Origin of the sequence: Klebsiella sp. P1927 (genome assembly GCF_018204675.1) — a bacterium.
Lineage (GTDB): Bacteria > Pseudomonadota > Gammaproteobacteria > Enterobacterales > Enterobacteriaceae > Klebsiella > Klebsiella pneumoniae.
Window position 1 is genome coordinate 5,442,253 of the sequence record NZ_CP073377.1, and the last position, 13,105, is coordinate 5,455,357.

General features: G+C 59.6%; 13 protein-coding genes. 9 read left to right on the forward strand and 4 right to left on the reverse strand.

Going from position 1 to position 13,105, the window contains the following annotated elements; all coding sequences use genetic code 11:
* Positions 1 to 86 precede the first annotated feature (86 nt).
* On the reverse strand, positions 87 to 947 hold the full coding sequence (locus tag KB892_RS26970; RefSeq protein WP_004151421.1) for a LysR family transcriptional regulator: 861 nt from the start codon (positions 945 to 947) through the stop codon (positions 87 to 89).
* Between the two features lie 97 nt (positions 948 to 1,044).
* Here KB892_RS26970 and KB892_RS26975 point away from each other — a divergent pair, with 97 nt between their 5' ends.
* The 8 genes from KB892_RS26975 (at position 1,045) to arnF (ending at position 9,323) form a co-directional block, all read left to right on the forward strand.
* Positions 1,045 to 1,551 carry a phenolic acid decarboxylase gene (locus tag KB892_RS26975; protein ID WP_004181483.1) on the forward strand — a complete coding sequence of 169 codons (507 nt, stop codon included), beginning with the start codon at positions 1,045 to 1,047 and terminating at the stop codon, positions 1,549 to 1,551.
* A 396-nt stretch (positions 1,552 to 1,947) separates the two neighbouring features.
* Positions 1,948 to 3,087, forward strand: a complete 1,140-nt coding sequence (gene arnB / locus KB892_RS26980) for a UDP-4-amino-4-deoxy-L-arabinose aminotransferase (protein ID WP_002921037.1) — start codon at positions 1,948 to 1,950, stop codon at positions 3,085 to 3,087.
* 1 nt (position 3,088) lies between these two features.
* Positions 3,089 to 4,072, forward strand: a complete 984-nt coding sequence (gene arnC / locus KB892_RS26985) for an undecaprenyl-phosphate 4-deoxy-4-formamido-L-arabinose transferase (protein WP_002921035.1) — start codon at positions 3,089 to 3,091, stop codon at positions 4,070 to 4,072.
* A complete protein-coding gene (gene arnA, locus KB892_RS26990) occupies positions 4,069 to 6,054 on the forward strand; it encodes a bifunctional UDP-4-amino-4-deoxy-L-arabinose formyltransferase/UDP-glucuronic acid oxidase ArnA (protein ID WP_002921032.1) in 1,986 nt (661 codons plus the stop codon). Before arnC ends, arnA begins: the two co-directional genes overlap by 4 nt.
* Positions 6,051 to 6,953 carry a 4-deoxy-4-formamido-L-arabinose-phosphoundecaprenol deformylase gene (arnD, locus tag KB892_RS26995; protein WP_004151419.1) on the forward strand — a complete coding sequence of 301 codons (903 nt, stop codon included), beginning with the start codon at positions 6,051 to 6,053 and terminating at the stop codon, positions 6,951 to 6,953. The genes arnA and arnD overlap by 4 nt, the downstream gene beginning before the upstream one ends.
* On the forward strand, positions 6,953 to 8,608 hold the full coding sequence (gene arnT, locus KB892_RS27000) for a lipid IV(A) 4-amino-4-deoxy-L-arabinosyltransferase (RefSeq protein ID WP_004151418.1): 1,656 nt from the start codon (positions 6,953 to 6,955) through the stop codon (positions 8,606 to 8,608). Before arnD ends, arnT begins: the two co-directional genes overlap by 1 nt.
* Entirely contained in the window at positions 8,605 to 8,943 is a 339-nt protein-coding gene (arnE, locus tag KB892_RS27005) for a 4-amino-4-deoxy-L-arabinose-phosphoundecaprenol flippase subunit ArnE (RefSeq protein WP_002920864.1), read from the forward strand. Before arnT ends, arnE begins: the two co-directional genes overlap by 4 nt.
* Complete coding sequence (arnF, locus tag KB892_RS27010) at positions 8,943 to 9,323, forward strand: 4-amino-4-deoxy-L-arabinose-phosphoundecaprenol flippase subunit ArnF (protein ID WP_002920863.1); 381 nt, start codon at positions 8,943 to 8,945, stop codon at positions 9,321 to 9,323. The genes arnE and arnF overlap by 1 nt, the downstream gene beginning before the upstream one ends.
* Here the strand turns inward: arnF and KB892_RS27015 are convergent.
* Positions 9,320 to 10,369: an AI-2E family transporter gene (locus KB892_RS27015; RefSeq protein WP_004145147.1), complete on the reverse strand. Its 1,050-nt coding sequence runs from the start codon at positions 10,367 to 10,369 to the stop codon at positions 9,320 to 9,322. The two genes, arnF and KB892_RS27015, sit on opposite strands and share 4 nt — an antisense overlap.
* A gap of 133 nt (positions 10,370 to 10,502) precedes the next feature.
* Between KB892_RS27015 and KB892_RS27020 the strand changes: the two genes are divergently transcribed.
* Entirely contained in the window at positions 10,503 to 11,723 is a 1,221-nt protein-coding gene (locus KB892_RS27020) for an MFS transporter (protein ID WP_002920862.1), read from the forward strand.
* On the opposite strand, the gene KB892_RS27025 is transcribed toward KB892_RS27020, so the two are convergent.
* Together KB892_RS27025 and KB892_RS27030 are read right to left on the reverse strand one after the other, a co-directional pair.
* Positions 11,724 to 12,281, reverse strand: coding sequence for a DcrB family lipoprotein (locus KB892_RS27025; protein WP_002920861.1), 558 nt, complete (start codon positions 12,279 to 12,281; stop codon positions 11,724 to 11,726). It lies immediately after the preceding gene.
* A 73-nt stretch (positions 12,282 to 12,354) separates the two neighbouring features.
* Positions 12,355 to 13,020, reverse strand: a complete 666-nt coding sequence (locus KB892_RS27030) for a 7-cyano-7-deazaguanine/7-aminomethyl-7-deazaguanine transporter (RefSeq protein ID WP_002920860.1) — start codon at positions 13,018 to 13,020, stop codon at positions 12,355 to 12,357.
* Positions 13,021 to 13,105 lie beyond the last annotated feature (85 nt).

The following is a 13,105-nucleotide window of genomic DNA, read 5'->3' on the forward strand; positions in this document are numbered from 1 at the left end:
TTTGGGAGTAACCTGGATCAATATTGCGCCGGAAAGTATAAGAAAATCGTATCATTACGCCCAGGCGACCAGCGCCGCCTTACCCCTCAGGGCGTCCGGAACAACGCCAGCAGCGTGGCCACCTGTTCGTCGATCGGCGCCAGGTCCCGCTTGACGATCAGATGCAGCGGCGTCGCGCGGCGCGCGCCATGGCTGAGGGGCAGCCGCTTCAGCACGCCCTGGTCGAGATGGGGGCGAATGCGCTCCTCCGGCAGCCAGCCGAAGCCGACCTGATACATCACCGCATCAATGGCGGCATCAATGGTGGAGAAGGTCCAGGCGTCTCGCGGCGCCTGGCTATCGCCGCCCTGATCGGCAATGCGCACCAGCGGCCACGGCGCCAGCGCGCTATCCTCCAGCGGTCCGTCCAGCGCGGCGAGAGGGTGGTCGCGGTGGGCGACGGCGATGAAATCAATATTCATCAGCCACTCCCCGCGGCCGGTAATATCCTGGCGGCGGGTCAACACCATCACATCGGCTTCCGTCCGCGCCGCGCTCTCGTCATCCAGGTTTTCCAGCACTTCGGTGAGCCTGACCTGGGTCTGCGGATAGCGCTGCTGAAACTGGCGTAAAATCGCGAACAGCCGCTGGCGCGGGAAAATACTGTCGACCACCAGATCCAGGCGGGTCCGCGCCCCGTTGCGCAGAGTGGCGGCGTGCGTCTCGACGTAGGCGAAGGCCTGCAGCAGCGGCTTGACCTGATTCAGCAGTAGTTCGCCAGCCGGCGTCAGCACCGCCCGCCGGCCGGACGGCGCCAGCAGCGCCACGCCTAAGCGCTCCTGCAGCAGCGCGAGGTTATAGCTTACCGATGACTGACTGCGATTGGTCTCCTCCGCTGCTCTGGCAAAGCTCCCCAATTCCACTACCTTTTCGAGTAACGCCCACTGCTCCAGGGTTGTCTTGTGCATAATCAATCTAAAATTTGAATGTATTTAATCCAAACATAGCGTTATTCATTCATTTTTTAAAGACGTATGCTGTCCTCAACAAAACAGAGGAGAATAAATGATGAGCACTTTCGACAAACATGACCTCAGCGGCTTTATCGGTAAACATCTGGTCTATACCTACGACAACGGCTGGAACTACGAGATTTACGTCAAAAATGGCCACACCCTCGACTACCGTATTCACAGCGGCATCGTCGGCAATCGCTGGGTGAAAGATCAGGAAGCGTACATTGTGCGGGTGGGGGAAAGTATCTACAAAATCTCCTGGACCGAACCGACCGGCACCGACGTCAGCCTGATCGTCAACCTGGGCGACAAACTGTTCCACGGCACTATTTTCTTCCCGCGCTGGATCATGAATAACCCGGAAAAAACCATCTGCTTCCAGAACGACCATATTCCGCTGATGAATTCGTATCGCGATGCCGGCCCGGCCTACCCGACGGAAGTGATTGACGAGTTCGCCACTATCACCTTCATTCGCGACTGTGGCGCGGATAATGACGAGGTCATTAATTGCCCGGCGAGCGAATTGCCTGCGGATTTTCCTGCAAATTTGTAATTCAGCAGAAATAACTTTGTGATCTGCGCTAACTTTTTGTCATTAAGCGTGACAATGACAGAATAATAAATTGTGAACTGGTTTAGTTCTCGTTTAATTTCAACTATTGCGTTCCTGTTCTCTTTTTCGTGACAGGAACGCTCCTCCGTCAAATTTCTGCCATAAAAAACTCCTATCATACTGTTTATTAATAAGTTATTTCTTGTTCTAAAGAAATATTAATTTCTTAATATTATCCTAAGCAAGGTCGACTACATTAATAGTGGTCGAGATACCCTGAAATGGAATGCCGTGCTGAACTCACTTCATTTTAATTTCGTTTAAGTCCGCAGGCGCAGGATATTTTATTCTAACGACCCAGATTCGTGCGTGGGTCATCTACAGAACAGGATGATGATGAGCGATTTTTTGCCTTTTTCGCGCCCGTCGATGGGCGACGCAGAGCTGGCTGCGCTGCGTGAAGTTTTAGCGTCGGGCTGGATCACCACCGGGCCGAAGAATCAGGCACTTGAAGCGGCATTCTGCCAGCTGACCGGCAACCGTCATGCGATTGCCGTCAGTTCAGCGACCGGCGGGATGCATGTGACCCTGATGGCGCTGGGTATTGGCCCCGGCGATGAAGTCATTACGCCGTCCCAGACCTGGGTCTCCACTCTCAATATGATCTGCCTGCTGGGCGCCACGCCGGTGATGATCGATGTCGATAACGACAATCTGATGATTACCCCTGCAGCGGTGGAAGCGGCGATCACCTCGCGTACCAAAGCGATAATTCCCGTGCATTACGCCGGGGCGCCAGCCGACATTGACGCCATTCGCGCGGTGGGCGAGCGCCATGGCATTTCGGTGATCGAAGACGCCGCCCATGCGGCCGGTACCCATTATAAAGGCCGCCACGTGGGCTGGCAGGGGACCGCCATTTTCTCGTTCCACGCGATCAAAAACATGACCTGCGCCGAAGGCGGGCTGATTGTCACCGATGACGACGAGCTGGCCTCCCGCATCCGTAGCCTGAAATTCCATGGTCTGGGCGTGGACGCTTATGATCGCCAGACCCACGGCCGCGCGCCGCAGGCGGAGGTGATCACCCCGGGCTTCAAGTACAACCTTGCCGATATCAATGCCGCTCTGGCGCTGGTCCAGCTGGAAAAACTGAGCCACGCCAATCAGCGCCGGACCGAGATTGCCCAGCGCTACCTGCGCGAGCTGGCGGACACGCCGTTTAAACCGCTGAGCGTCCCGACCTGGGATCACCAGCACGCCTGGCATCTGTTTATCATCCGCGTCGATGAGGCCGCGTGCGGCATCAGCCGCGACGCGCTGATGGAAAAGCTGAAGGCGATGGGCATCGGCACCGGCCTGCACTTCCGTGCGGCCCATACGCAAAAATATTACCGCGAGCGCTTCCCTGAGGTTTCCCTGCCGAATACCGAATGGAACAGCGCCCGCATCTGCTCTCTCCCGTTGTTCCCGGATATGACCGATGACGATGTCACTCGCGTTATCTCCGCACTGCGCCAGTTGTCAGGACGTTGATATGCTTACTTACCCTCCCGTGAAGAAGGTCTCGGTGGTTATCCCGGTTTATAACGAACAGGATAGCCTGCCGGAACTGCTTCGTCGTACGGATGCCGCCTGCGCCACCCTGGGGCGGCAATATGAAATTCTGTTGATCGACGATGGCAGCAGCGACGATTCCGCGCGCATGCTCACCGAAGCCGCCGAGGCGGAAGGCAGCCACGTCGTCGCCGTGCTGTTAAACCGTAACTACGGCCAGCACTCGGCGATCATGGCCGGCTTCAGCCATGTAACCGGCGATCTGATTATTACCCTCGACGCCGACCTGCAAAACCCGCCGGAGGAGATCCCGCGGCTGGTGGCGAAGGCTGATGAAGGTTACGACGTGGTGGGCACCGTCCGCCAGAACCGTCAGGACAGCATCTTCCGTAAAACCGCGTCGAAGATGATCAACCGCCTGATCCAGCGCACCACCGGCAAAGCGATGGGCGACTACGGCTGCATGCTGCGCGCTTACCGCCGCCATATCATCGACGCCATGCTCAACTGCCATGAGCGCAGCACCTTTATCCCGATCCTGGCGAATACCTTCGCCCGGCGCGCGGTGGAGATCCCGGTGATGCACGCCGAGCGCGAATTCGGCGACTCCAAATACAGCTTTATGCGCCTGATCAACCTGATGTACGACCTGGTGACCTGTCTGACCACCACGCCGCTGCGTCTGCTCAGCATTTTCGGCAGCGTGATTGCCCTGCTGGGCTTCGCCTTCGGCCTGCTGCTGGTGGTGCTGCGTCTGGCCTTTGGCCCGCAGTGGGCGGCGGAAGGGGTGTTTATGCTCTTCGCCGTGCTGTTCATGTTCATCGGCGCCCAGTTTGTCGGTATGGGCCTGCTCGGGGAGTATATCGGCCGCATCTATAACGACGTGCGCGCCCGCCCCCGCTACTTTATTCAACGTGTTGTTCGCCAGCCGGAAACGGCATCTAAAGAGGAAGATCGTTCATGAAAGCCGTAGTCTTCGCTTATCACGATATGGGCTGCACCGGTATCCAGTCCCTGCTGGACGCCGGGTATGATATCGCTGCTATTTTCACCCACCCGGATAACCCTGGCGAAAACCATTTCTTTGGCTCCGTGGCGCGCCTTGCCGCCGAGCAGGGTATTCCGGTGTGGGCCCCGGAAGACGTGAACCATCCGCTGTGGATTGAGCGTATCCGCGAGATGAAGCCGGACGTGCTGTTCTCCTTCTACTATCGCAACCTGCTGGGCGATGAGATCCTCAATCTGGCGCCGAAAGGGGCGTTCAACCTGCACGGTTCGCTGCTGCCAAAATATCGCGGCCGCGCGCCGCTGAACTGGGTGCTGGTCAATGGCGAAAGCGAAACCGGCGTCACCCTGCACCGGATGGTGAACCGCGCAGACGCTGGCGATATCGTCGCCCAGCAGGCCGTGGCGATTGGCGCGGATGACGCCGCCCTGACGCTGCATCGTAAGCTGTGCGCTGCCGCCACTGAGCTGCTGAGCCGGGCGCTGCCGGCGATCCTCGCCGGCACCACCGATGAGCGTCCGCAGGATCACAGCCAGGCAACCTATGTGGGGCGTCGTACCCCGGAAGATGGCCGGCTGGACTGGGAGCTGCCGGCGCAGACCCTGCACAATCTGGTGCGTGCGGTCTCGGATCCGTGGCCGGGCGCCTTCGGCTACGCCGGAGCGAACAAGTTTATCGTCTGGAAATCCCGCGTTCGCCACGATTTGCCAGCAGCTAAACCGGGCACCGTGCTCTCCATTGCTCCGCTGATCGTCGCGTGCCAGGACGGGGCGCTGGAGATTGTCACCGGCCAGACCGAACGCGGCGTGTACATGCAGGGCGCTCAGCTGGCGCAGGCGCTGGGCCTGGTGTCCGGGGCGGTGATCAGCAGCAAACCGGTGGTGGCGATTAAGCGTCGCACCCGGGTGCTGATCCTCGGCGTCAACGGCTTTATCGGTAACCACCTGACCGAGCGCCTGCTGCAGGACGACAACTATGAGATTTACGGTCTGGATATCGGCTCCGACGCCATCAGCCGTTTTCTCGACTGTCCGCGTTTCCACTTTGTGGAAGGCGATATCAGCATTCACTCTGAGTGGATCGAGTATCACATTAAGAAATGCGACGTGGTGCTGCCGCTGGTGGCCATCGCCACGCCTATCGAATACACCCGCAACCCGCTGCGCGTGTTCGAGCTGGATTTCGAAGAGAACCTGAAAATCATCCGCGACTGCGTGAAATACAATAAGCGCATTATCTTCCCGTCGACCTCGGAAGTGTACGGCATGTGCACCGACAAAAACTTTGACGAAGATAGCTCCAACCTGGTGGTGGGGCCGATCAACAAACAGCGCTGGATCTACTCGGTCTCCAAGCAGCTGCTCGATCGCGTGATCTGGGCCTATGGCGATAAGAACGGCCTGAAGTTCACCCTTTTCCGTCCGTTCAACTGGATGGGGCCGCGTCTGGATAACCTTAATGCCGCGCGTATCGGTAGCTCCCGCGCCATCACTCAGCTGATCCTCAACCTGGTGGAAGGGTCGCCGATCAAGCTTATCGAAGGCGGCAAGCAGAAGCGCTGCTTCACCGACATCAGCGACGGTATCGAAGCGCTGTTCCGCATCATCGAGAACAAAGACGGCCGCTGCGACGGGCAGATCATTAACATCGGCAACCCGGATAACGAAGCGAGTATCAAAGAGCTGGCCGAAATGCTGCTCGCCTGCTTCGAACGTCATCCGCTGCGCGATCGCTTCCCGCCGTTCGCCGGCTTCCGTGAAGTGGAAAGCAGCGATTACTACGGAAAGGGCTACCAGGACGTTGAGCATCGTAAGCCGAGCATCCGCAACGCCAAACGCTGCCTGAACTGGGAGCCGAAGGTGGAGATGGAAGAAACGGTCGAACACACGCTGGACTTCTTCCTGCGCACGGTTGAACTGGTGGACGATAAAAATCCATGAAACAGGTCGGCTTACGCATAGATGTCGATACCTTTCGCGGCACGCGGGACGGCGTTCCGCGGCTGCTGGAGCTGCTGGGCCGGCATGGGATCCAGGCAAGCTTCTTCTTCAGCGTCGGGCCGGACAATATGGGGCGCCATCTGTGGCGCCTGATAAAACCGAAGTTTCTGTGGAAGATGCTGCGTTCCAGAGCCGCCTCGCTGTACGGCTGGGATATTCTGCTGGCCGGCACCGCCTGGCCGGGGCGCCGCATCGGCGCAGGGAACGAAGCGGTGCTCCGCGCCGCCGCCGAATCTCATGAAGTCGGCCTGCACGCCTGGGACCACTACAGCTGGCAGGCGTGGAGCGGCGTCTGGCCGCAGGAAAGGCTGGCGCTGGAGGTTGAGCGCGGCCTGCTGGAGCTCGAGCGCATCATCGGCCGGCCGGTGACCTGCTCGGCCGTCGCCGGCTGGCGCGCCGATCAGCGGGTGGTTAAAGCCAAAGAATCCTTCGATTTTCTCTACAACAGCGACTGTCGCGGCACGCGGCCGTTTCTGCCCCAGCTCGGCAGCGGCGTTTCCGGTACGGTGCAGATCCCGGTCACGTTGCCGACCTGGGACGAGGCGGTGGGCACGGCGGTGGATATCGCCGGCTTTAACCGCTACCTGCTGGACTGCATCCATCGCGATGCGGGCGTGCCGGTCTATACCATTCACGCTGAAGTGGAAGGCATTGCCTACGCCGATCAGTTCAATGAACTACTGACCATGGCGGCGGAAGAAGAAATTCAGTTTTGCCCACTGAGCCAGCTGCTGCCCGCTGACTTTAGCGAGCTGCCCTCAGGCAAAGTGGTTCGTGGTGAACTGGCTGGCCGGGAAGGCTGGCTCGGACGTGAACAATTACTGACTTCGGGTGTTTGATGAAAAGCATTCGCTATGGCGTCTCTCTGATTGCGCTGTTTGCGCTGTATTATCTGCTGCCGCTCAATTTCCGTTTGCTCTGGCAACCCGACGAAACCCGCTACGCGGAGATCAGCCGTGAAATGCTGGCCACCGGCGACTGGGTGGTACCGCATTTTCTCGGCCTGCGCTACTTCGAAAAACCGATTGCCGGTTACTGGATCAACAGTATCGGTCAGTGGCTGTTTGGCCATAATAACTTCGGCGTACGCTTCGGGTCGGTCTTCGCCATCACCATGACCGCCCTGCTGGTGGCCTGGCTGGCGTGGCGGATCTTTCGTGATAAGCGGGTAGCTATCCTGTCGCCGATTATCTTCCTCACCGCGATGCTGGTGTATGCGATTGGCACCTATGCGGTGCTGGACCCGATGATCACCCTGTGGCTGGCGCTGGCGATGTGCAGCTTCTGGGGCGCGGCGCAGGCGCACAGCCGCAGCGGCAAAATACTGGGCTACGTGCTGCTGGGCGTCGCCTGCGGGATGGGGGTGATGACCAAGGGCTTCCTGGCGCTGGCGGTGCCGGTGGTGGGCGTTCTGCCGTGGGTGATCGCTCGTAAACGCTGGCGTGAAGTGCTGACCTACGGCTGGCTGGCGGTAATCGTCTGTACGCTGGTGGTGCTGCCCTGGGGGCTGGCTATCGCTCAGCGCGAGCCGGACTTCTGGCGCTACTTCTTCTGGGTCGAGCATATTCAGCGTTTTGCTGAAAAAGACGCCCAGCACAAAGCGCCGTTCTGGTACTACATCCCGTTCCTGATCGCCGGCAGTCTGCCGTGGCTGGCCCTGCTGCCGGGGGCGCTAAAGCGCGGCTGGCTTGAGCGCGATGAGGCCCGCGGCGCGCTGTATCTGTTAGGTTGGGTGGCGATGCCGTTCCTGTTCTTCAGTATCGCCAAAGGCAAACTGCCGACCTATATTCTGCCGTGCTTTGCGCCGCTGTCGATCCTGATGGCCCGCTACGCGCTGGAGGCCGCAAAGACCGGCGCGAAAGCGTTGCGCATCAACGGGATGATCAACCTGGGCGTTGGTTTGCTGGGGCTTATCGCCGTGCTGGTGGTCTCGCCGTGGGGCTTCATGCATAAGCCGGTGTGGACCAAGATTGAGCTGTATAAATGTCTGCTGGCGGCGATCGCTTTTGCCGTCTGGGCGCTGATGGGCTGGCTGGCGATGAAAGACTCTGGCCGCCGCTGGAGCCTCGCCGCGCTCTGTCCGCTCGGCCTGGCGCTGCTGGTGGGCTTCGCCATCCCGGACCGGGTTATCGACAGCAAACAGCCGCAGTTCCTCGTGGATATCGTCAGCGAATCCCTGCAGCCCAGCCGTTACGTCCTGACCAACAACGTTGGGATCGCCGGCGGCCTGGCCTGGGAGCTGAAGCGAAGCGATATTATTATGTTCGACAAACAGGGTGAGCTGAAGTACGGTCTCGACTGGCCGGATGCTCAGGGAAGCTTTGTCAGCCAGGCCGGTTTTGCCGACTGGCTGGCCGCGCATCGTCAGCAGGGGCCGGTCTCGCTGGTGCTGTTGATGGATAAAGGAGAGAGTATGCTCGACTTACCGTTACCGAAACCGGATAACGCCTACGAGCTGGGCCGGGTCGTTTTCCTTCAGTACCTGCCGCAATGAGCGTCTGGATCTGTCTGGTGTGCGCCAGCCTGCTGAGCTGCGCCGGACAGCTCTGCCAGAAACAGGCGACCCGCCCGTCCCGTCGCGGACGGCGGAGTCGCCATATACTCTTCTGGTTGGGGATGGCGCTGTTATGTCTGGGCTGCGGCATGCTGCTGTGGCTGAGCGTCCTGCAGTCTATTCCGGTCAGCATCGCCTATCCGATGCTGAGTCTGAATTTCGTCTGGGTTACCCTCGCGGGCTGGGGCATCTGGCATGAGCCGGTCGCCCGTCGCCACTGGCTTGGCGTCGGGTTGATCGTCGTGGGCATTGTCATTCTGGGGACCAGCGTCTGATGGGCTTTTTCTGGGCATTACTCAGCGTCGGCCTCGTCAGCGCCGCGCAGTTGCTGCTGCGCAGCGCCATGGTGGCCTTGCCGCCGCTGACCGATATTGTGGCATTTCTCCAGCATCTGCTGCATTTCCAGCCCGGGACTTTCGGCCTGTTTTTCGGCCTGCTGGGCTACCTGCTGTCGATGGTCTGCTGGTACTTTGCCCTCCATCGCCTGCCGCTGTCGAAAGCGTATGCGCTACTGAGCCTGAGCTATATCCTCGTGTGGGCCGCCGCCATCTGGCTGCCCGGCTGGCATGAGCCGTTCTACTGGCAATCGCTGCTGGGCGTGGCGATCATCGTCGCCGGCGTATTGACCATCTTCTGGCCGGTGAAACGCCGCTAGCCGGGGAGCCGGCTTTTGGGACGGCCCGGGCCGAGCAGGATCGCCAGCTTGCTGCCCCCGACGGTGGTTTCCATCCAGATTTTACAGACGCTGGTTAACGGCACCGAGAGCAGCATTCCCACCGGCCCCAGCAGCCAGCCCCAGACCAACAACGACAGGAACACCACCAGGGTCGACATCCCCAGCCGGTGGCCCATCATGCGCGGCTCCACCATGTTGCCCAGCACCATATGCACCACCAGAAACAGCGCCCCTACCAACAGGCACTCATAGATGCCGCTGAACAGCAGCGCCTGCAGCATGGGGGGGATAGCGGAGATGGCGGAGCCAATGTTCGGCACATAGTTCAGCAAAAACGCCAGCACCCCCCACATCAGGGCGAACTGTACCCCCATCGCCAGCAGCCCCAGCCAGACAATCAGCCCGGTCCACAGGCTAATCAGCGTCTTCAGCGCCAGATAATGGGTGACGCCTTTCAGCGCCCGGTGCAATCCTGCGATATGCAGGCGCGGGTTATTGAGGGCAAAACGCAGTTTGTAGGGCAGGTGGCGAACCTCAAACAGCATAAAGATCACCGTCATCACCAGCAGCACGATGCTGGCCATCGCCCCGGAAAGCTGGGTCATCAGCGTCGTGGCCCAGGTCATCAGCCGTTCTGAATCCATGCGCCGCAGCATCCGCTCCGGATTGATATGCAGATTAAGGAAGGGGAGATACTCCTGGAGCTGGAGGATCTTGCGCGTCAGGGCGCGGTTGAAATCGGGCAGCATGGCGACAAAGTCATTGAGCGACGCCGCCAGCACGCCGAGCAGCGCGGTGAGCATCACCAGCATAGCCGTCACCACCAGGGTAATGGCGAACGGACGCCGCACCCCTCGGCGAATGAACCAGGTGACCAGCGGGTTGAGAACAATAGCGAAAAACAGCGCCAGCAGCAGCTGCACCAGGATATCGGCGGCGGCGTGGATCCCGGCGAGGATAATCACCAGCGCCGCCAGCTTAAGTAAAATATGAAGCCCGGCTTTATCAGCCTGCGGAGGGGACATAGGTATTCCTTTTATGAGTCGCGCCAGATAAGTGTAGCGGTTCGCCGACTGCCAATATTCCGAAAGGAGGGCTGCTTTTCCGCCGACAGCGTGGTAATAGTGAAAGCTGGTTGTCGAAATCTGGTGGAACCTGATGCCCGAACCCGTCGCCGAACCGGCGCTTAATGGACTGCGCCTCAATCTGCGGATTGTCTCTGTCGTTATCTTTAACTTTGCCAGCTACCTCACCATCGGCCTGCCGCTGGCGGTGCTGCCCGGCTATGTTCATGATGTCATGGGCTTTAGCGCTTTCTGGGCCGGGCTGGTGATTAGCCTGCAATATTTCGCCACGCTGCTCAGCCGCCCGCATGCCGGGCGCTATGCCGACCTGCTGGGGCCCAAAAAGATTGTCGTCTTCGGCCTCGGCGGCTGCTTTTTGAGCGGTTTGAGCTATCTGCTGGCCGCCTGGGGCAGCGGCTGGCCACTGATTAGCCTGCTGCTGTTATGCCTCGGACGGGTGATCCTTGGTATCGGCCAGAGCTTCGCCGGCACAGGCTCGACGCTGTGGGGCGTCGGCGTGGTCGGTTCGCTGCATATCGGGCGGGTGATCTCGTGGAACGGGATTGTGACCTATGGGGCGATGGCGATGGGCGCGCCGCTCGGCGTGCTGTGCTATTCGCACATTGGCCTCAGCGGTCTGGCCGGGGTCATTATGGCGGTAGCGCTGGTGGCTATCCTCTGCGCGCTGCCCCGCGCGGCGGTGAAGGCTGCCAAAGGCAAAGCGATGTCGTTTCGCGCGGTGCTCGGCCGGGTCTGGCCCTACGGCATGGCGCTGGCGTTGGCCTCCGCCGGCTTTGGGGTGATCGCCACCTTTATCACGCTATTTTATGACGCCAAAGGTTGGGACGGCGCGGCTTTCGCGCTGACATTATTCAGCTGCGCGTTCGTTGGCGCGCGGCTGCTGTTTCCCAACGCCATTAACCTACTCGGCGGGCTGAACGTGGCGATGCTCTGCTTTAGCGTGGAGGCGATCGGCCTGCTGCTGGTCGGCTTTGCCGATACGCCGATGATGGCGAAAATCGGTACTTTCCTTACCGGGGCTGGCTTTTCGCTGGTCTTTCCGGCGCTGGGCGTGGTGGCGGTGAAAGCGGTGCCGCAGCACAATCAGGGGTCGGCGCTGGCGACCTATACCGTGTTTATGGATTTGTCGTTGGGCGTCAGCGGGCCGCTGGCCGGATTGCTGATGGCGTGGACCGGGATCTCGATGATTTATCTCGCCGCGGCGGGGCTGGTGATGGCGGCGCTGCTGTTGGGCTGGCGGCTAAAAAAACGGCCCCCGGTTAGCGAACCGGAGGCCAGCGCACCAGGCCAGTAATTACTGGATGGTGAGGGTGTTGATGATGCTTTCCGCTTCGGTCTGCGCCTGCTGCTGGTTATCCGCCGGCAGGGTGACCTGCAGGGTCAGCAGCTTGTCATCCACTTTGCCGAGGATCACGGAAGACCAGGCGGTCTGCCCCTTGGCGGAGATAATGCTGTCCAGCTGCTGCAGGGTATGGCCTTTAATCTCCAGCGGTTTATTGCTCACCACCTGCAGCTGCGGGTCGCGGCTGCGCTGCTGATCTTCCAGGCGTTTCGCCAGCACCGCCAGATCTTCATTGGTGCTGTCGCCGACGATGACGATGACCGCTTTCTGGCCGGTAGCGTCAGAGTAGACGTGCATATTGTTCGCCTGGGTACCCAGTTTGCCGCTCTGGTCGGCCATGCCCGCAGGCAGGGTGAAGCTCAGCTTGCCATCCAGCAGGCTGATTGCCTGGCCGCTGGCATTGCTCTCCGCTGCTGCGCCAACGGTTGGCGCTTTTGAATCGCTGTTATCGCAGGCGGCAAGCCCCATCACCAGCAGGCCAATACCGACATATTTAACCAAATTGCGCATTGACATCTTCCTTTCGATAAACGGCCACTAATGGCTCATCCGGCTATCTTAACACATCAGCCCGCGAGTACCTTTAACTCGGCTGTAATGCCGACAAATCAGATTTATCCGCCAGTCTTTTCAACAGCATATTTAACAGCACGCCGTACATCGGCAGGAAGAAAATGATGCTGATAAGCACTTTAAAGCTGTAGTCGACGAGGGCGATTTCCCCCCAGTGGGCGGCCATAAACGGGTCCGGGCTGCGCCAGAAAGCGATAAAGAAAAACGCCACGGTATCGCTGATGTTGCCGAACAGCGTCGAGGCGGTAGGGGCCAACCACCAGCGGCGGCTCTGCCGCAGGCGGTTAAAGACGTGAACGTCGAGGATCTGCCCCAGCGCATAGGCCATAAAGCTGGCGACGGCGATGCGCGCGACGAAGAGATTAAAGGTGCCCAGCGCGGCAAAGCCCTGCCATTCGCCCATGTAGAACAGCGCGGAGATGCCGTAAGAGATGGCCAGCGCCGGGACCATCACCGCGAAAATGATGCGTCGCGCCAGCGGGGCGCCAAAAATCCGCACCGTCAGGTCGGTGGCGAGGAAAATAAACGGAAAACTAAACGCGCCCCAGGTGGTATGGAAACCAAAGATGGAGATCGGCAGCTGAACCAGATAGTTGCTGGAGGTGATGACCAGCAAATGAAATAGCGAAAGCCAGACGAGCGCTTTTTTGCGCTGTACGGTAGTAAACGGATTCATATTGTGACCTTTTTATGCCCGTCATGCTTCAGGTGAATGAGCAATCGGCAGCGGAACGTTGGGGTGAGGGAACCCAATTAAAAAC